At 72.7% G+C, this 18,982-nt stretch carries 17 protein-coding genes; 10 read left to right on the top strand and 7 right to left on the bottom strand.

Annotated elements, in window-relative coordinates; all coding sequences use genetic code 11:
* The 9 genes from EUS26_RS16965 to EUS26_RS10430 all read left to right on the top strand — a co-directional run.
* On the top strand, positions 1-1,167 hold a 1,167-nt coding region (locus EUS26_RS16965), incomplete at its 5' end, for a hypothetical protein (RefSeq protein ID WP_202865112.1).
* The gene (locus EUS26_RS10465; protein WP_130013768.1) at positions 1,164-2,003 is read left to right on the top strand and encodes a hypothetical protein; all 840 of its coding nucleotides are present in this window, start codon (positions 1,164-1,166) and stop codon (positions 2,001-2,003) included. The genes EUS26_RS16965 and EUS26_RS10465, both read left to right, overlap by 4 nt.
* A 5-nt stretch (positions 2,004-2,008) precedes the next feature.
* A complete protein-coding gene (locus tag EUS26_RS10460) occupies positions 2,009-3,262 on the top strand; it encodes a threonine/serine exporter family protein (RefSeq protein WP_130013767.1) in 1,254 nt (417 codons plus the stop codon).
* Positions 3,259-4,482, top strand: a complete 1,224-nt coding sequence (gene dxr / locus EUS26_RS10455) for a 1-deoxy-D-xylulose-5-phosphate reductoisomerase (RefSeq protein WP_165368582.1) — start codon at positions 3,259-3,261, stop codon at positions 4,480-4,482. Before EUS26_RS10460 ends, dxr begins: the two co-directional genes overlap by 4 nt.
* A gap of 12 nt (positions 4,483-4,494) precedes the next feature.
* Positions 4,495-5,817 (top strand): M50 family metallopeptidase, encoded by a 1,323-nt coding sequence (locus EUS26_RS10450; RefSeq protein ID WP_130013765.1) that lies wholly within the window; start codon positions 4,495-4,497, stop codon positions 5,815-5,817.
* A 53-nt stretch (positions 5,818-5,870) separates the two neighbouring features.
* Entirely contained in the window at positions 5,871-7,046 is a 1,176-nt protein-coding gene (ispG, locus tag EUS26_RS10445; protein WP_058892458.1) for a flavodoxin-dependent (E)-4-hydroxy-3-methylbut-2-enyl-diphosphate synthase, read from the top strand.
* A 35-nt stretch (positions 7,047-7,081) separates the two neighbouring features.
* Positions 7,082-7,945: a GNAT family N-acetyltransferase gene (locus EUS26_RS10440; protein WP_130013764.1), complete on the top strand. Its 864-nt coding sequence runs from the start codon at positions 7,082-7,084 to the stop codon at positions 7,943-7,945.
* On the top strand, positions 7,942-8,649 hold the full coding sequence (locus EUS26_RS10435) for a nucleoside/nucleotide kinase family protein (protein ID WP_238148912.1): 708 nt from the start codon (positions 7,942-7,944) through the stop codon (positions 8,647-8,649). The genes EUS26_RS10440 and EUS26_RS10435 overlap by 4 nt, the downstream gene beginning before the upstream one ends.
* A 14-nt stretch (positions 8,650-8,663) precedes the next feature.
* Positions 8,664-9,140: an SRPBCC family protein gene (locus EUS26_RS10430; protein WP_130013763.1), complete on the top strand. Its 477-nt coding sequence runs from the start codon at positions 8,664-8,666 to the stop codon at positions 9,138-9,140.
* Positions 9,141-9,212: 72 nt separating this feature from the next.
* Here EUS26_RS10430 and EUS26_RS10425 read toward each other — a convergent pair whose 3' ends face one another.
* The 6 genes from EUS26_RS10425 to EUS26_RS10400 form a co-directional block, all read right to left on the bottom strand.
* A complete protein-coding gene (locus EUS26_RS10425) occupies positions 9,213-9,983 on the bottom strand; it encodes an amino acid ABC transporter ATP-binding protein (RefSeq protein ID WP_130013762.1) in 771 nt (256 codons plus the stop codon).
* Positions 9,983-10,786, bottom strand: a complete 804-nt coding sequence (locus tag EUS26_RS10420) for an amino acid ABC transporter permease (protein ID WP_130013761.1) — start codon at positions 10,784-10,786, stop codon at positions 9,983-9,985. The genes EUS26_RS10425 and EUS26_RS10420 overlap by 1 nt, the downstream gene beginning before the upstream one ends.
* 11 nt (positions 10,787-10,797) lie before the next feature.
* Complete coding sequence (locus EUS26_RS10415; RefSeq protein ID WP_130013760.1) at positions 10,798-11,613, bottom strand: basic amino acid ABC transporter substrate-binding protein; 816 nt, start codon at positions 11,611-11,613, stop codon at positions 10,798-10,800.
* Between the two features lie 70 nt (positions 11,614-11,683).
* Complete coding sequence (gene glpK, locus EUS26_RS10410; RefSeq protein WP_130013759.1) at positions 11,684-13,222, bottom strand: glycerol kinase GlpK; 1,539 nt, start codon at positions 13,220-13,222, stop codon at positions 11,684-11,686.
* Between the two features lie 46 nt (positions 13,223-13,268).
* Positions 13,269-14,003, bottom strand: a complete 735-nt coding sequence (locus EUS26_RS10405) for an MIP/aquaporin family protein (RefSeq protein WP_130013758.1) — start codon at positions 14,001-14,003, stop codon at positions 13,269-13,271.
* Positions 14,004-14,062: 59 nt separating this feature from the next.
* Positions 14,063-15,820, bottom strand: coding sequence for a glycerol-3-phosphate dehydrogenase/oxidase (locus tag EUS26_RS10400; protein ID WP_130013757.1), 1,758 nt, complete (start codon positions 15,818-15,820; stop codon positions 14,063-14,065).
* Positions 15,821-15,972: 152 nt separating this feature from the next.
* Between EUS26_RS10400 and EUS26_RS10395 the strand changes: the two genes are divergently transcribed.
* On the top strand, positions 15,973-16,827 hold the full coding sequence (locus EUS26_RS10395; RefSeq protein WP_130013756.1) for a GNAT family N-acetyltransferase: 855 nt from the start codon (positions 15,973-15,975) through the stop codon (positions 16,825-16,827).
* Between the two features lie 24 nt (positions 16,828-16,851).
* Here EUS26_RS10395 and EUS26_RS10390 read toward each other — a convergent pair whose 3' ends face one another.
* Complete coding sequence (locus EUS26_RS10390; protein ID WP_130013755.1) at positions 16,852-18,912, bottom strand: prolyl oligopeptidase family serine peptidase; 2,061 nt, start codon at positions 18,910-18,912, stop codon at positions 16,852-16,854.
* Between the last annotated feature and the right edge of the window lie 70 nt (positions 18,913-18,982).

Raw genomic sequence — 18,982 nt, 5'->3', positions numbered from 1 at the left:
GCCGTGCAGGAGTGCGCGGCGGCCGCCCGGGTGGCGAGCCAGGAGGTGCGGCACTGGCAGCGCCGGGCCGAGCGGGCCCGGGCCGAGCTGGCGGCGCTGCGGCTGCCGGTGCCGCCACCCGACCCCGGCCTGGAGCTGGTCCGGCAGCGCCGGATGAGCGAGCTGCAGGACGAGGAGGCGCTCGCGCTGCGCCGGGTCGGGGCGGCGGAGGAGGAGTTCGGGGAACGAGAGCGGTCCGCGGCGCGACGGCTGACGCAGGCCTGGGACCTCCTGGGCGAGGTGCGCGACCTCGGCACCGTCCCCACCAAGGCCCTGCAGGCCGTCGGGTATGCCTGGGGCACCGTCGAGCGGGTCGTGCGCAGCACCCAGCTGGTGGTCCGGCTGGCCCGGGCCCGGTGGGCGGCCAGCCCGGCCGCGCGACAGCGGGCCAGGCACCGGGCGGCCCAGGCGCTGGCCCGGCTGCGCACCCTGGTCCAGGTCCGTGGGGGCGCCGCCCTGGGGCGGATCGCCCTGGTCCCGGGGCCGCTCGCGCTGGTCGCCGCGTGGTTCGCGGCGTGGGCCGACCTGCGCGACGGCGGGGGCTACGGCGGGTGGAGGGGCGAGGTGACCCGCGCCCTCGCGCTGGGCGGGCTCGTCGGGGGCTTCCTCGTCGTCCCGGGCGCCGTCGTGCACCCCGTCGTCGGCGGGGTGGGGGTCGGGCTCCTGTCGGCGTGGGCCGCGTGGTCGCTGGGCAACGCGGCGTGGGACGGCGCGTCGGCCATCGGCCGCTACGGGCGCACGTACGGCCCGTCCTTCGTGCAGCGCACCGGTCGGCGCGTCGTCGTCGCCTCCCACCGGGCGGCGCAGCGGCTGCGGGCCGTCCGCCGCGACCTGCCCCGCGCCGGCGCGGCGGTGCGCGGCGAGGTGGGGCGCCGGGTCCGACGGGCAGGGGAGGTGCTCGCGCCCGCGCTGGAGCCGGTGACCAGCCGGCGTCACCGGGTCGTCGGGCTGCCCCCGGGCAGGGTGGGGCTGCCCTCCCGCGAGATCGTCGACCGCGTGGTGGGCCGGCTGCCCGGGACCGAGCCGGTGCGCGACTGGTGGCGCCGGCTCGGGGACCCGATCCTCATGCCGGTCGTGCGCGCCCCCGTGCTGCCCGGTCCGGTCCGGCTCGGGGCGTGGCGGCCATGAGCGGCCCGGACGGCGCCATCGGCACGGGTCCGGTTCTCGTGGTCACCCCGCACGAGCTCGATCTGCTGGAGGACGCCCACGCCCGGGTGCTGGGCATCGACGTCGACGGGGAGGGGCTCGATGACCCTGCCGGCGAAGCGGTCCGACCCAGGCGCGCCCGAGGTGGCTCGGCGGCCCGGGCCGAGGCCCTGCTGTCGCTGCAGGGCAGGGGGCTGCTCGACGCGCACGGCGCGCTCGTCCCGGACAGCCCGCTGGCCGACCTCGTCCTCGTGATGCTCGACGTCCGGCTCGCCGCCGAGGCGCTGCTCGTGGTCGAGCGCCGGCTCGCCGGGGCGGAGGACCGCCCGGACCTGCGGCTGCTGCACCTCGTCGCCGCCGGTGGCGTCGTCGAGGACCTGCACCCGGGCGGGTGGCACGGCCTGGACCTGCTGGTCGACCCCGACCTCCTCGCCGACCATGCCCTCGCCCCGGTGCTGCACCCGGAGGCGGTCGCGGGCGTCGGCGGCCCGGTGCGCCTGGACCTGGCCGACCCGGACGAGGCGGCGGCCACGCTGGGCGCCCGGGTCCTCGCCGAGCTCACCCTGGCCCGCCCGGACGCTGGCACCGAGGAGTCGGTCCTGCTGGCGGTCGGCGTGTCCGGCTGCCACGTGGCGACCACGACCGCGCCACCACCGACGGGCACCGTCGGCAGCACGCCGTCCTCGGACTCCCGGTCGCGGCCCGCGCTGACCTTCGCCCCCACGACGCCGGAGGCGGTCCGCGCCATGGTGCGGGAGTGGGTGGCGCGGGTGGTCGAGCCGCTGCAGGACGGGGACCCGGGGCCGGGCCTACCGTAGGCCTCGTGCCCGACGCCCACCACGCCCCCGACCCCTCCTCGCCGACCCGGGTCGCGCTCCTGCGGATGGCCGCCGAGCTCGTGGCCTCGGGGGAGCCGGTGGTCGACACCGAGCGTGAAGTCCGGGTGCTCGGCGCGCGAGCCGGCCACCCGCACGTCCAGGTCGCGGCCAGCCCGACGGCCGTCATGCTCGCGCTGTCGGAGGGCGGGCCGTCCTCGATGGTCGCGGTCCCCGGTCCGTTCCGGCTCGACCAGTGCGCGGCGGTGCACGCCATCCGGCACTTCCTCGCGACCGGGCGGCTGCGCCTGGAGCAGGCGGAGCAGGAGCTGGACGCGGTCCGCGCGCTGCCGCACCCCTACCCCGCCTGGGTCCGTCACCTGGGTCTCATGGGGGTGTCCGTCGGACTGTCCCTCGTCCTGCAGCCCGGCCTGCCCAACGTCGCCGTCGCCGCGCTCGGCTCCCTGCTCGTGAGCCTGTGCATGACCCAGGCGGGACGGCACAGCCTCATGGGGTCGCTGCTCCCCTCGGTGGCCGCCTTCGTGGCCGCCCTGCTGGCCTTCGGCGGCTACCAGCTCGAGCTGCTCGAGGGCCCCCTGCGGACGCTCATCTGCCCGATCGCCGTCCTGCTCCCCGGCGCCCTGCTGGTCACCGGGGTCAGCGAGCTCGCCCAGGGCGCCATGGTGGCCGGCTCGGCCCGGGTGTTCTACGGGCTGGTACAGCTCGGCCTCTTCTCGCTCGGGGTCCTGGGCGCCGCGATGGTCCTCGCCGTCGACCAGGGCGCGTTCGCCAACATCCGGGTGGACGGACCCGGGTGGTGGGTGGCGCCGCTCGGGCTGGGTCTCATCACCCTGGGCATCACCCTCGCGGAGGCCCTCCCCTGGTCGCTGCTGCGTTGGTCGGGGCTGGTGCTCGTCCTGACCTTCGGGGCCCAGCTCGCCGGGCAGCAGAGCGCGTCCTCCCTGCCGATCGGTGGCTTCACCGGTGCGGTCGTCGCGTCCTTCGCCCCGGCCCTGCTGAGCCGGCTGCGCGAGGACGTGCCCCGGCTGGTGGCCTTCCTGCCCTCCTTCTGGCTGCTGGTCCCGGGCACGGTCGGTCTCATGGGGGTGAGCCAGATCGGCTCCGGCAGCGGCGACGGAGCCACCCTGGTCGGCGCCGTGGGCATCGTGGCGAGCATCGCCCTGGGTCTGCTCGTCGGCTCCGCACTGGCGCTCCCGGTGTCCCGCCCCGCGACCACGTGGCGTGGGCGGCAGGCACAATGACGGGTGTGACCGCACGCTCCCTGACCATCCTCGGCTCGACCGGGTCGATCGGCACCCAGGCGCTCGACGTCGTCCGGGCGCACCCGGACCGGTTCCTGGTGCAGGCCCTGGCCGCCGGCGGTCGCGACCTCGGGCTGCTCGCCGCCCAGGCCGTCGAGCTGGGTGTGGAGCAGGTCGCGGTCGCCCGCGACGACGACGCCGCGCCGGCCGACCTCGCCGAGGCGGTGGCCGCCGCCGCCCGGCAGGCGGGGCGACCGGCATACCGGCCCGAGCTGCTCACCGGGCCCGAGGCCGCCACGACGCTCGCCGGCGCGGGGAGCGACGTCGTGCTCAACGGCATCACCGGCAGCATCGGCCTGCGCCCGACCCTGGCGGCGCTGGGCGCGGGCAGCACCCTGGCCCTGGCCAACAAGGAGTCCCTCATCGTCGGCGGTCACCTGGTCACCCGGGCCGCCGCACCGGGACAGATCGTGCCGGTCGACTCCGAGCACAGCGCCATCGCCCAGGCACTGCGCTCCGGGCGGTCCGAGGAGGTGCGTCGGCTGGTGCTCACCGCCAGCGGGGGGCCGTTCCGCGGGATGCGCCGGGAGGACCTCGCGCAGGTCACCCCGGAGCAGGCGCTCGCCCACCCCACCTGGGACATGGGCCAGGTCGTCACCACCAACTCGGCGACCCTGGTCAACAAGGGGCTCGAGGTCATCGAGGCCCACCTGCTCTTCGACGTCCCCTACGACTCCATCGAGGTGGTGGTCCACCCGCAGTCGGTGGTGCACTCGATGGTGGAGTTCGTGGACGGGTCCACCATCGCCCAGGCCTCGCCCCCGACCATGCACATCCCCATCGCCCTGGGGCTGGCCTGGCCGGACCGGCTGACCGACGTCGCCCCCGCGTGCGACTGGACCACCGCCACGAGCTGGGAGTTCCTGCCGCTCGACGACGACGCCTTCCCCGCGGTCCGCCTGGCGCGCCAGGTCGGCCAGGCGGGCGGCACCTTCCCCGCGGTCTACAACGCCGCCAACGAGGTCTGCGTCGCCGCCTTCCACGGGGGCGGACTCGCCTTCACCGGCATCGTCGACGTGGTGCGCGAGGTGGTCGGCGACCACGACGGGAACTCCTCCACCGCCGCAGGTGTTGACCTGACGGTGGACCAGGTGCTGGCCGCCGACGCCTGGGCGCGGGAGACCGCCGCCCGCCGCATACGGTCCCTGGTCCGGGGCTGAGGAGGAGGTCCGATGCTCTACCTGCTGGGTGTGCTGGTGGTCGCCGTGGGCATCGCCGCCTCCATCGCGCTGCACGAGATCGGTCACCTCGTCCCGGCCAAGCTCTTCAGGGTCCGGGTGACGCAGTACATGGTCGGGTTCGGCCCGACGCTGTGGTCCCGCACCCGCGGTGAGACCGAGTACGGCATCAAGGCCGTCCCGCTGGGCGGCTACATCCGGATGATCGGCATGTTCCCGCCCCGGCGCGGCGACGACGGCAAGCTGCGCGCCAGCAGCTCCAACCCGGTGCACCTCATGGTCGAGCAGGCGCGGCAGGAGGCGCTGGAGGAGGTCGGCCCGCAGGACCAGGACCGGGTCTTCTACCGGCTGCCGGTGTGGAAGCGCGTCGTCGTCATGTCCGGCGGCCCGCTCATGAACCTCGCCATCAGCGCCGTGCTCATCACCCTGCTGCTCACCGTGCAGGGGGTGGCGGTCGCGACCCCCACGGTGAGCGCGGTCGCCGCCTGCGCCAACACCGACGTCACCGACGACGACTGCGACGGGCAGCCCGCGTCACCGGCGGCCCAGGCCGGGTTCGAGGTCGGCGACACCATCGTGTCCGTCGACGGCACGCCGGTCGAGGACTGGGCCGCGACCACCTATGCCATCCAGAACGCGGGTGAGCAGGCGACCTTCGTCGTCGAGCGGGACGGGACCCGGCAGACCCTGACCGCGGACCTGGTGCTGCGCGATCGGCCCCTGATGACCGCCGAGGGCGAACCGGTGCTCGACGAGGACGGCGAGCCGGTCTTCGGCGAGGTCGGGTTCCTCGGCGCCTCCCCGACGGTCGTCAACGAGCCCCAGCCGGTCACGGCGGTGCCGGCCGTGGTGGGGGAGATGTTCACCGGGACGGCGGGCATCGTGCTGACCCTGCCGCAGCGGATGGTCGACGTGTCGCAGGCCGCCTTCGGCGCCGAGGAGCGGGACCCCAACGGGCCCATGTCGGTCGTCGGCGTGGGACGGGTGGCCGGCGAGGTCACCCAGGACGGCCTGAACGGGCTCGTCGAGACGGCGCAGGAGCGCTTCTGGCTGCTGGTCTCGCTGCTGGCCTCGCTCAACATGGCACTGTTCGTCTTCAACCTCATCCCGCTGCTGCCGCTGGACGGCGGCCACATCGCCGGGGCCCTGTGGGAGGGCCTGAAGAAGGCCTGGGCGCGGCTCCGGCGCCGCCCGGACCCGGGCCCGGTGGACACGGCCGCCGCCCTGCCGGTCGCCTATGCGGTGGCCCTCGGCCTCCTGGGCATGACCGTGCTGCTCGTCTACGCCGACATCGTCCGCCCGGTCCAGCTCGGCTGACGCGCCCGACGGTCACCCAGGGAGAGGCCAGCCCGGGGTGCGACAATGAGCGCATGACAGCTGGTGTCCCCATCTCCCTCGGTATGCCCTCCGCCCCGCCCCCGGTGCTCGCTCCCCGCCGACCGACCCGCAAGATCAAGGTCGGCAAGGTGGAGGTGGGCGGCGACGCCCCCATCTCGGTCCAGTCGATGACGACGACGCCGACGACCGACATCAACGCGACGCTGCAGCAGATCGCCGAGCTCACCGCGACCGGGTGCGACATCGTCCGGGTGGCCTGCCCGAGCCAGGACGACGCCGACGCCCTCCCGGCGATCGCGAAGAAGTCGCAGATCCCGGTCATCGCCGACATCCACTTCCAGCCGAAGTACGTCTACGCGGCCATCGACGCCGGGTGCGCGGCGGTCCGGGTCAACCCGGGCAACATCCGCAAGTTCGACGACCAGGTCAAGCAGATCGCGCGAGCCGCCAAGGACGCTGGTGTGTCCATCCGCATCGGCGTCAACGCCGGCTCGCTGGACAAGCGGCTGCTGGACAAGTACGGCAAGCCGACCGCCGAGGCCCTGGTGGAGTCGGCGGTCTGGGAGGCCAGCCTCTTCGAGGAGCACGACTTCCACGACTTCAAGATCTCGGTGAAGCACAACGACCCGGTCGTCATGGTCCGGGCCTACGAGATGCTGTCCGAGCGGGGCGACTGGCCGCTCCACCTCGGGGTGACCGAGGCCGGTCCGGCCTTCCAGGGCACGATCAAGTCCTCGGTCGCCTTCGGCGCCCTGCTCTCGCAGGGCATCGGCGACACCATCCGGGTCAGCCTCTCCGCGCCTCCGGTCGAGGAGGTCAAGGTCGGCAACCAGATCCTGCAGAGCCTCAACCTCAAGCCGCGCAAGCTGGAGATCGTCTCCTGCCCCTCCTGTGGGCGGGCACAGGTCGACGTCTACACCCTCGCCGAGGAGGTCACCGCCGGCCTCGAGGGGCTCGAGGTGCCGCTGCGCGTCGCGGTCATGGGCTGCGTCGTCAACGGACCGGGCGAGGCCAGGGAGGCCGACCTCGGGGTCGCCTCCGGCAACGGCAAGGGCCAGATCTTCGTCAAGGGCGAGGTCATCAAGACCGTCCCCGAGAGCCAGATCGTCGAGACCCTGCTCGACGAGGCCATGCGGATCGCCGAGGAGATGGGCGAGCCGGAGGACGGCGCCGGCTCGTCGGCCGGGGCCACCGTGACCGTCGGGTAACGCCCCGGCAACACGGCACCGGGTAGCGTCTGGTCATGGCACCGGACCCCATCAGCCGGCAGACCGCCCGCCAGAGCACCTGGCACGAGGTGTGCCGGGCGTTCCACCTCGTCGACCGCTCGGACCTCACCGTCGTGCACGAGCACATGCCGTCCGGCACCCGGGCCGAGGCGCACGTCCACGACCGGGGCCGGCAGTTCTTCTACGTCCTCTCCGGCACCGGCACGATGACCCTCGGCCGGCGGGAGATGCCGGTGCCCCCCGGGTCGGGCATCGAGGTGCCGCCGCGGACGCGGCACTTCATGCGCAACGACGGCGAGGAGGACCTCGAGATGATCGTCGTCACCACGCCGCGGGCCAGCGGCCGGCCGCACGTGCGGGACCGCCCGCTGGGGCGCGACCGCAGCGGGCTGGTGGTCGGGTCGCACCTGCGGCAGACCCGCCCCGGAGACCTCTCTGCGGTCGTCAGCTTCGAGGAGGCCATGGACACCAGCCCCTTCCTGGGACAGGGCGGGTACGACTGGCACGAGGGGGCGCTGCGGGACCCGGACCTCGAGCACTGGGTGCTCGTCGACCGGCTGGACCGGGTCCTGGCCTTCGGGATCCTCGTCGGTGTCGCCGGCGGGGAGGTGGTCGAGATCCGCCGGATGGTCGTCGCGCCCGAGGGACGCGGCCAGGGGCTGGGGCGCCTGCTGCTGCGCCACCTCCTCGAGCACGCACTGGCCGGCCCCGGGGTCCGCCGTGTCTGGCTCGACGTCAGCGCGGACAACACCCGTGCGCGCTCCCTCTACCGCACCTTCGGGTTCGTCGAGAAGCCGCCCCCGCCGGACGCCACCCTGCTCGACAACGGTGTCTACATGGAGTGGGACGACAGCCACCGCATACCCTTGAGCAGGTGACCGCCCCCGGATTCCTGCCGCTGCGCCAGCTGGTGCTCGTCGACCTCCTCGGCCTCATGCTCGCCGTGCGGCCCGGGGAGCGCGCCGTCGTCGCGATGGACGGCCCCGACGGCGTCGGCAAGACGCGGCTGGCGGCCGAGCTGGTGGCGCTCGCCCCGCACGTCGCCGGTCGCGAGCTGCACGCCGTCTCGGTGGACGGGTTCCACCACCCCCGGGAGCAGCGGTACGCCCGTGGTCGCACCGGGCAGACCTGCTACCAGGACTCCTACGACTACGACGCCCTGCGACGCGCGGTGCTCTGGCCGTTCCGCGCCGGGCAGGACATCGTGCCCGCGGTCTTCGACGTCGACCGGGACGAGCCCGTCTCCGCCGCGCCGGTGGCCCTCGCCGAGGACGCGGTCCTGCTGGTCGAGGGGGTCTTCCTGCGTCGCCCCGAGCTGCGGGGGGAGTGGGACGCCACGTGCCTGGTGACGGCACCGGAGTCGGTGACGGTGCCCCGCGGCAACGCCCGGTCCGCCGCGTCCCGCGTGTCCGGCGACGACCTGCCCGACCACCCGGCGAACGCGCGCTACGTTGAGGCGCAGCGCCTCTACCGGCTCCAGGCCCGCACCTGGGCGCCGGAGTGGATCGTCGACAACACCGACCTGCAGCGGCCGGAGCTGGTCTGGCCCGACCCCGACGAGCCGCAGTGGTTCGACCAGTGACAGGAGGGACCCGTATGCGGCTGGCCCCGGTGCCGTACGCCACCTCCCGCAGCGCCCTCGTCCAGGCCGCCCCGGGGCGGGTCCTCACCGAGCTCGTCGACTTCCGTCGGTGGCGGGACTGGTCGCCGTGGGAGGGCACGGACCCACGGATGCGCCGCAGCTACTCCGGTCCGACGTCCGGGGCGGGGTCGGAGTACGCCTGGGACGGCGGCACCAAGGCCGGTGCCGGATCGATGCGCATCAGCTCCGTGCTGGGGTCTCGGGCGGTGGAGATCGACCTGCACTTCGAGAGGCCGTTCCCGGCGGACGCCGACATCCGGTTCGACCTCGTGCCGCAGCCGGAGGGGGAGCGCACCCTGGTGACCTGGAGCATGGCCGGCGAGCACACCGGGGTCATGCGGGTGCTCGGGCGCGTCCTGTCGATGGACCGGCTCGTGGGCACGGACCTCGAGAAGGGCCTCGCGCGGCTCAAGGACCTGGTCGAGCGCTGACCGCCCCGCCGGGCCCACTGCGGCGATCAGCCGACCGGCGGTGCCGTCCTGCACGTGCTCACCCCCGGGCGGCTAGAGCACCTTGGAGAGGAACTCCTGGGTGCGGGGCTCCCGGGGGTTGCCCAGCACCTCGCGGGGGTCTCCCTCCTCGCAGATGACGCCGTCGGCCATGAAGACCAGCTTGTCGCCGACCTCCCGGGCGAAGCCCATCTCGTGGGTGACGACCATCATGGTCATGCCCTCGCCCGCCAGCGTCTTCATGACGTCGAGCACGTCACCGACCAGCTCGGGGTCCAGCGCCGAGGTGGGCTCGTCGAAGAGCATCATGTCCGGGTCCATGGACAACGCCCGGGCGATGGCCACACGCTGCTGCTGGCCGCCGGACAGGTGGGCCGGGTACGCGTCGATCTTGTCCGACAGCCCGACCCGGTCGAGGTTGCGGCGGGCGACCTCCTCGGCCTCCTTGCGGCTGCGCTTCTTCGCCCGCTGCTGGGCGATGGTGAGGTTGCGCAGGACGGTCATGTGGCTGAAGAGGTTGAACTGCTGGAAGACCATGCCGATCCGGGAGCGGACCGCGTCGAGCTCGGTCTCCGGGTCGGTGATGTCGATGCCCTCGATGAGCACCTGTCCTGAGGTCGGCTCCTCGAGCCGGTTGACGCAGCGCAGCAGCGTCGACTTGCCCGAGCCGGACGGGCCGATGACGCAGACCACCTGACCGGCGTCGACATGGAAGTCGATGCCGGTCAGGACGTCGTTGTCACCGAACGACTTGTGCAGGTCACGGACCTCGATCGCCGGGGCTCCGGGGTCCACCTCCTGGGTCGGGTGCAGCCGGGTGGTCATCAGCGGGACCTGTTCTGTCGACGTTCGAGCCACGCCACCACACGGGTGAGCGGCAGGGTGATGGCGAGGTAGAGCAGTGCGGCGAAGGTCAGCGACGTCGCCGTGCCGGCCGAGGGCCCGCTGCTCATGAAGTCCCGCGCCATGGTGGTCAGCTCCTTCTCGTTGGCCGCCATCCCGATGACGAAGAGCAGGGACGTGTCCTTGATGAGGATCACCAGCTCGTTGGTCAGGGGCGGGATGACGATGCGCAGCGCCTGGGGCATGACGACGGTGGCCATGGTCCAGCCCCCGTTCATCCCCAGGGAGCGGGCCGCCTCGGTCTGGCCCTTGGGCACCGCCTCGATGCCGGCCCTGATCGTCTCGGCCATGTAGGCCGCGGACACCAGCATCAGGCCGACGAGGCCGGCCCCGACCGGTCCGCCCGGCGGTCTCCACCCGAAGGCGATGGGGACGCCGAAGGCCATGAAGAGGATGACGACCAGGGCGGGCAGGCCGCGGAAGAGCTCGATGTAGGCGGTGGCGAGCCAGCGGAAGGGCGCGACCGGGGCGAGCTTCATGAGCACCAGGACCATGGCCAGCACGAAGCCGCCGACGAAGGCGATGACCGTGTAGAGGATGGTGTTCTTGGCGCCGATGAAGACGAAGTCCTGCCAGGTCTCGGTGAACCCCTCGGCGAGGAAGAAGTTGGCCCGGATCGCCTCCTTGTCGGAGACCACCCAGAACAGGACGATCAGCAGGACGAACAGGCCGTACAGCGAGAACTGGACGGCCCGCTGCCGTTGCGTGCGGGTCAGGGAGCCCATCGGCCGGCGGCTCAGCCCTCGGTGCTGAAGTACGTGTCGTAGATCTCGTCGTACTCGCCGCTGTCGCGCAGTTCGGTCAGCTGCTCGTTGACCGCCTCCACGAGGGCCGTGTTGTCCTTCTTCATCGCCAGGCCGTAGGTCTCGTCGGTGGAGTACTCCTCGACGATCTCGTAGCCGCCGTCCCGGGTGTGCTCCACATTGACCGGCAGGTCCTGGAGCAGGGCGTCCACCTGTCCCGCCTGCAGCGCCTGGTACATCTCCGCGTCGCTGGGGAAGGAGGTGATGGTCGCCTCGGGCGCGTTCTCCTGCGTGTAGGCCTCACCGGTGGTGCCCTGCTGCACCCCGACGGTCCGGCCGGCGAGGTCGTCGATGCCGGCGATGTCGGAGTCCTCGGGGACCAGGAGCGACTGCTGGGAGTCGTAGTAGCCGTCGGAGAAGGCGAGGTTCTCCTGGCGCTCCTCGGTGATGGTCATCGCCGAGGCCGCCATGTCGCAGTCCCCGGAGTTCAGGGCCAGACCCGACTGCAGGGCGTCGAACGAGGAGTCCTTGATCTCCAGCTCGAGGTCCAGGCCCTCGGCCACTGCGCTGACGATGTCGACGTCGAAGCCGGTGAAGCCGGACTCGGTGGACTCGTCGAAGTCCTCGAAGGGCGGGTAGGGCACGTCGGAGCAGACGGTCAGGGTGCCGTCGGTCACCAGCTCGAGGTCGGCGCCGGCCGCCTCCTCGCCGCCGGAGCCGGCGTCGCTGCCGCCGTCGTCGGAGCCGCACGCGGCGAGGGAGAAGGCCAGGGTGCTGGCGGCGATCACGGGAAGGATGGAGTTCTTCATGGGCGCACCATACGTCCGGCCCGGGCGAGACGCGCTCACCCGGGCCGGATCGTGACCGAATCGATGCCGGTCAGGCGGTCTCGGCCTCCTCGGCCGCCTCCTCGGCCGCCTCGGCGTCCTCGTCCACCCAGTCGAAGGTCTTGGTCACGGCCTTCTTCCACTGGCGGTAGAGCCGGTCGCGCTCGGCGTCCCGCATCTGCGGGCTCCAGCGCTGGCCCTCCTCCCAGTTGTCGATGACGTCCTGCTCGCCCGAGAAGAAACCGACGGCGATGCCCGCGGCGTAGGCGGCCCCGAGCGCGGTCGTCTCGGCCACCTTGGGGCGCACGACGTCCACCCCCAGGATGTCGGCCTGGAACTGCATGAGGGTCTCGTTGGCGACCATGCCGCCGTCCACCCGCAGCTCGGTGAGCTCGACGCCGGAGTCGGCGTTCATCGCGTCGGCGACCTCCCGGGTCTGGAACGCGGTCGACTCCAGGGCGGCCCGCGCGATGTGGCTCCGGTTGACGTAGCGGGTCAGCCCGACGATGGCGCCGCGGGCGTCGTCTTTCCAGTAGGGCGCGAACAGCCCGGAGAACGCCGGCACGATGTAGCAGCCGCCGTTGTCGTCCACCTGGGTCGCGAGCTGCTCGATCTCGGGTGCGTCCGAGATGAGCCCGATGTTGTCCCGCAGCCACTGCACGAGAGAGCCGGTCACCGCGATCGAGCCCTCCAGGGCGTACACCGCGTCCTGGTCGCCGATCTTGTAGCAGACGGTCGTGAGCAGGCCGTTCTCGCTCGGCACGATCTCGGTCCCGGTGTTGAGCAGCATGAAGTTGCCGGTGCCGTAGGTGTTCTTGCTCATGCCCTTCTCGAAGCAGGCCTGACCGAAGGTCGCGGCCTGCTGGTCGCCGAGGATGCCGGCGATCGGCACGTGCAGCTTGGTGCTCTCGCCGTAGACCTCGGCCGAGGACCGGATCTCCGGCAGCATCGACAGGGGGATGCCCATGTCGGAGGCCACCTCATCCGACCAGCTCAGCGACTGCAGGTCCATGAGCATCGTGCGGGAGGCGTTGGTGACATCGGTGACGTGCACGCCGCCCTCGGTGCCGCCGGTGAGGTTCCACACCGTCCAGCTGTCGGTGTTGCCGAAGAGCAGGTCGCCGTTCTCGGCCTTCTCACGCGCCCCCTCGACGTTGTCGAGGATCCACTTCACCTTCGGGCCGGAGAAGTAGGTCGCGAGCGGGAGGCCGCAGATGTGCTTGTAGCGGTCCGCGCCCTCGTCGCCGGCCAGCTCGGCCACGACCTTGTCGGTCCGGGTGTCCTGCCAGACGATGGCGTTGTAGACGGCCTCGCCGGTGTTCTTGTCCCACACCACCGCGGTCTCGCGCTGGTTGGTGATGCCGATGGCCGCGAGCTCGTCGTTGCCGACACCACCCTTGCCCAGGGCGATGCCGATGACCTCCTTGGTGTTCTGCCAGATCTCGGCCGGGTCGTGCTCGACCCATCCCGCCTTGGGGAAGATCTGCTCGTGCTCCTTCTGCCCGACCGAGTGGATCTCACCGCTCTTGGTGAACACGATGGCACGGGTGCTGGTGGTTCCCTGGTCGATCGCCAGGACGTAGTCAGCCATGGATGCGCTCCTTCACGTCGTTGTGGGTTCGTGGGTGTGGGGTCGGTCAGCCGTACAGCGCGGCGACGAGGCCGGCCAGGATGCCGCCGACGATGGGGCCGGCGATCGGCACCCAGGAGTATCCCCAGTCGCTGCTGCCCTTGCCGGGGATGGGCAGGACGGCGTGGGCGATGCGGGGCCCGAGGTCACGGGCCGGGTTGATCGCGTAGCCGGTGGGGCCACCCAGGCTGGCGCCGATGCCGACGACCAGCAGGGCCACGGCCAGCGGACCCAGCTCGTTGGGGGTGTTGCCGAACATGATGACGACGAAGACCAGGACGAAGGTGCCGATCACCTCGGTGGCGAAGTTCCACCCGTAGTTGCGGATCTCCGGCCCGGTCGAGAAGACCCCGAGCTTGGCGGCCGGGTCGCCGTCGGCGTCGAAGTGCTGCTTGTAGGCCACCCAGCACAGCACGGCGCCGATGAAGGCTCCGAGCAGCTGCGCCAGGATGTAGATGACGGCGTTGCCGATGCTCGCCTCCACCCCGGGAGCGAACTCCTCCGCCCCGTTGGCCAGCAGCCCGATGGTGACCGCGGGGTTGATGTGCGCCCCGGACTTGTAGGCGGTGAAGACACCGGCGAACACGCCGAGACCCCAGCCGAAGTTGATGAGCAGCCAGGCGGCGCTGGCGCCACCACCGGTGCCCTTGGTCTTGGGAAGGATGGCGTTGGCCACCACGCCGCAACCCAGGAGCAGCAGCATCATCGTGCCGAGCACCTCTGAGACGAAGATCTCTCCCACGTCGGTGGATCCTTTCTCTTCTCACGGCCCCGGACGGGCGTCCGGGGGCCTACCGAGGGTCAGGCGTCCTTGCCCGCCCCCATCGCCTGGAGCGGGGCGACCTCACCGAGGTGGTCCCGGACCCGGGCGGCGCTCTCGTCATCCGGCTCGGCGGCGGCGGCGATCTCCGCCTCCGCCCGGGCGGTGTAGGCCTCGATCTCGGCCTGCTTCTTCTGCTCGTCCCAGCCCAGCTCGGCCGCCGCGATGTCGGCGATCTCGGGGACGGTGTCCAGACCCTTGCGGGGTGCCTCGTAGATGAGTCGGGTGCGGCGCATCATGAGGTCCTCGAGGTGCAGGACCCCTTCGGTGCGGCAGGCGTGGGCGACCTCGGCGCGCAGGTAGGCGGTGGAGTGCTCCAGGGTGCGGGCGAGGGAGGGGTCGTCGTCGATGAGCTCCAGCAGCTCCTCCACCAGCGACCCGTAGCGGTGCAGCAGGTGGTCGGTCATCTGCTCGCTCCAGCCGTACCGCTCGCGCAGGGCCGGCATCCGGTGCCGCATGGCGGCTTCGCCGACGGCGCCGAGCAACGGGATCTGGTCGGTGACGCAGGGCAGGTCGTCGGCCTTGCCGCCGAGCGCGAAGTCGACGGCGTCCTTGGCCATGACCCGGTATGTCGTGAGCTTGCCGCCGCCGATGACGGTGAGTCCGGGCACCGGGCTGGCGACGGTGTGCTCCCGGCTGACCTTCGCCGAGTCGGTGCCCTCCTTGGTGCCCGGCTGCAGCAGCGGACGCAGACCGGCATACCAGCCGACGACGTCGTCCCGGGTGAGGGTGGTCTTGAGCACCGCGTTGGCGTGGTCGAGCACGTACTCGATGTCCGCCGCCGTGGCGACCGGGTTCTGCCGGTCCAGCTCCCAGGGGGTGTCGGTGGTCCCCAGGATCCAGTAGCGCGACCAGGGGATGAAGAAGAGCACCGACTTCTCGGTCTGCAGGAACAGGCCCGAGGTGCCCTGGATGCGCTCACGGGGGATGACGAGGTGGATGCCCTTGGAGGCCAGCACGTTCAGGCCACCGTCGGTGTCGGCCAGCCCCGAGACGTCGTCGGTCCACACGCCCGTGCAGCTGATGACGTGCTCGGCGCGCGCCTCGAAGCGCTCACCGGTCTCCAGGTCGACGAGCTCGGCACCGACGGCCTTGCCGTGCTCGTCCTTGGCGATGCTGACGACCTCGGTGCGGCTCGCGGCCCGCGCACCGTAGGTGTGCGCCGTGCGCACCAGGGTGGACACGAGCCTGGCGTCGTCGACGGTGGCGTCGTAGTACTTGACCGCGCCGATGGCGGTGTCGTGACGCAGGTCGGGGAACTGCTTGCTCAACCCACCCCGGGTGGTGTGCTGGTGGATGGGCAGGGCACGCCGCCCGGGCATGATGTTGGCCAGCACGTCGTAGAGCGTGACCCCGGCTCCGTAGTAGGCCCGTTGCCACACCCGGTGCTCCAGGGGGATGAGGAACGGCATCGGCTTGACCAGGTGCGGGGCCAGGGTCTTGAGCAGCAGGCCCCGCTCGGTGAGCGCCTCGTGCACGAGCTTGAAGTCGAGCATCTGCAGGTAGCGCAGACCGCCGTGCACGAGCTTGGTCGACCACTGCGAGGTCCCGGACGCCCAGTCCTGCGCCTCGACGATGACCGTGGAGAGCCCGCGGGTGGCCGCGTCGAGCGCCACCCCGGCACCCGTGACCCCACCCCCGATGACCAGCACGTCGAGCGGCCGGCCGCCCGCACCCGAGTCCTTGAGGGTCTGGATCGCCTGCTCGCGGCTGGCGGGGTCGAGTGGGCGAGGCTGCATGGTGGCCTTCCGGTGGTGGACGTCCCGTGGTGCCTTCCGATCCTGCCCTGCCCGGACCTGTCCCGCAAGGGCACGGAGGCGGCCGTCGGGCTGGCCGAGGTGCCGCGCGGGCCGGTGTCGCACGAGCGCCGCGGGTGGGGCAGGCTGGGGTCATGCTGCGCACCCTCGGCTCCGGCACCTCGAGCGTGCGCGCCTACGGGCTGCAGGACGTCCGACGGGCGCTGGACGTGTGCGCTCAGGACCCGGTGACCAACGTCTTCGTCGCGGCGCGCATCCGGGAGAGCGGGCTGGTGGGGACCCGGGGGCCGCTCTACGGCTACGAGACGGGTCGGGAGCACGCGCTGTGCTGGTGCGCGGCCAACGTCGTGCCGGTCGGTGCCAGCCCGCGCGCCCTCGGGGCGCTGGCGGGCGCGGTGGTCAAGCGGCGGGCGACCGCCAGCTCGGTGTTCGGCCCGGCGGACCAGGTGCTGGACCTGTGGGGTCGGCTGCGCCGGCACTGGGGCGAGCCTCGCGAGGTGCGCCGCAACCAGCCGGTGATGACGATGCAGACCCTCCCGAGCGAGGTCGGGGTGCCGCTGGACCCGCGGGTGCGTCCGGCCCGGGCCGACGAGGTGGACCTCGTCCTCCCGGCGGCGGCCGCGATGTTCACCGAGGAGATCGGCTACCCGCCGTACCGCGGCAACGCCACGGCATACCGCCGAGCCGTGGCCGGCCTCGTCGAGCACGGGCACACCCTCGTGCGGGTCGAGGGGGGCGAGGTCGTCTTCAAGGCCGACCTCGGATCGGTGGCGCTGGGGGTCGCCCAGGTCCAGGGGGTCTGGGTGCACCCGGAGTGGCGGGGCCAGGGGCTCGCCGCACCGGCGATGGCCGCTGTCGTCGAGCACACCATCCGGCACGTGGCTCCGGTCGTCACCCTCTACGTCAACGACTTCAACCACCGCGCGATGGCGACCTACCGGCGGGTCGGCATGGTGCAGACGGGCACCTTCGCCACCGTCCTCCTCTGACCGCGGCCTGGCCGCTCCCCGGTGTCAGCCGGCGAGCCGCTGGTGCAGGAAGGCCCAGGCCAGCGCGTGCCACGTCGCCCACTGGGCTGCGGTGCTCGCGCCACCGTGGCCGCCCTCGGTGTTCTCCCAGTAGGTCACGTCCCGGCCGTGCTCCTCCAGCAGCGCCGCCATCTTGCGCGCGTGCCCCGGGTGCACGCGGTCGTCGCGGGTCGAGGTCGCGAGGTAGACCGGGGGCGTCGGCCGCCCGGCGTCGAAGCGCTGGTAGGGGGAGAAGCCCTGCAGCCACTCCCACTGCTCCGGGTCGTCGGGGTCGCCGTACTCCGCCATCCACGAGGCACCTGCGAGCAGGTGGTGGTAGCGGGCCATGTCGAGCAGCGGGACCTGGCAGACCACGGCGCCGAAGTCCTCGGGGTAGCCGGTGAGCATGTTGCCGACGAGCAGACCGCCGTTGCTGCGCCCGGTGGTCCCGAGACGCGGCACCGAGGTGACGCCGCGGGCGACGAGGTCGCGGGCGACGGCGACGAAGTCCTCGTAGGCGCGTGGGCGCTGCTCGCGCAGGGCCGACTGGTGCCAGCGGGGCCCGAACTCCCCGCCACCACGGATGTTGGCGACGACGTGCACGTGCCCGTGCGCCAGCCAGGCGCGCCCCACGATCGGGTCGTAGGCCGGCGTCAGCGGCTGCTCGAACCCGCCGTAGCCGTGCAGCACCGTCGGCGTCGAGCCGTCGTCCGGCAGGTCGGCGGGCCCCACCTGCCAGTACGGCACCCGGGTGCCGTCCGCCGAGGTGGCCCACTCCTGGGTCACCCTGAGGCCGGCGGCGTCGAAGCGCTCCGGGGCCTGTCGCAGCGGCTCGAGCTCGAGCGTCTGCGTCTCGTCCAGGTGGGCGAGCGACAGGGTCATCGGGTCGAGGAAGCCGGTGGTGACGACCCACAGGTCGTCGGTGTCGTGGTCGTCGACCGCCGCCAGGCTGACCGTGCGCAGGCCGACCTCCAGCGCGTCGGTGAGGTCGACGCTGACCCACCCCTGCGGGGTGCTGCGGTGCGCCTGGACGGTATGCCGCACCTCCCGCAGCGTGGTGGTGACCAGCTGGGTCGCGGTCCAGGTGACGTCGACCAGCGCGGACCGCTCGTCGGGCCGGACCAGGCAGGTCCATGGCGCCGCGGCCGGGTCGTCCAGCACGGCCTCCAGGGGGGCCACCAGCAGCGAGCCCGGCGCGTGCTCCAGGCCGGGCCGGGGGCGCCAGGCGTGCCGGAGCTCCACGGCCACCTGGTCGTCGTGCACCGAGATGGAGGCGGTCTCGGGCAGGTCGAGGGCCCGCACCCCTGCCGGGGTCAGCACGAGCGCCTGCTCGCGGTAGAAGGCCGGCACCCGGGTGAGGACGGTCTGGTCGCGCTCCTGGTCGTGGTGCACGAACACCCCCAGGTCCTCCTCGAGGACCGTGTGCACGACCTCCGCCTCGGCGACGGGCGTGCCGCGCCGCCACAGCCGCACCGTGCGCGGGTAGCCCGAGCGGGTCGCGCCGGTGGGGTCGTCGGCGGTGGTGAGGAAGACGTGGTCGCGGTCCCGCCACGTCAGGCTGCCCTTGGCCTCGGGCTTGGCGAAGCCCTCGGGCTCGGGGACGAACTGCCCCGAGGTCAGGTCCAGCTCGCGGGTGGTGCCGGCGTCGGAGCCCCCGCGGGACAGGTGCACCAGGGCGCGGTCGTAGCCGGGGCGCAGGAGCCCGGCCCCTTGCCAGACCCACGGCACGTCCTCCTCGGCGGCCAGCGCGTCGACGTCGACCAGGACCTCCCAGACCGGCTCCTCGGTGCGGTACGACGCCCAGGTGGTGCGGCGCCACACGCCACGCGGGTGCTCGCCGTCGGTCCAGAACCCGTAGAGGTGGTCGCCCGCCTGCCGGACGAGCGGGACGCGGTCGCTGGCCTCCAGGGCGTCCTGGATGCCGGCGTGCAGCCGGGGGAAGACCTCGGTGCCGCGCAGCGCCTCCTCGCTGGCCGTCGAACGCTCGCGCACCCAGTCCAGGGCCTGCGGCGACTCGACCTCCTCGAGCCAGCGGTGCGGGTCGGTGCCGGACGAGGTCTGCGTCATGCGCCCCATGTCATCACACGCCGCCAGGGCGTCTCGGGTCGGTGCTGGTCAACTCCGCGTCTCGTGGCTA

Origin of the sequence: Serinicoccus sediminis (assembly GCF_004153545.1) — a bacterium.
Classification (GTDB): Bacteria; Actinomycetota; Actinomycetes; order Actinomycetales; family Dermatophilaceae; genus Ornithinicoccus; species Ornithinicoccus sediminis_A.
The sequence above is the reverse complement of the archived record's forward strand: the minus strand, read 5'-3'. Positions and strand labels throughout refer to the sequence as shown.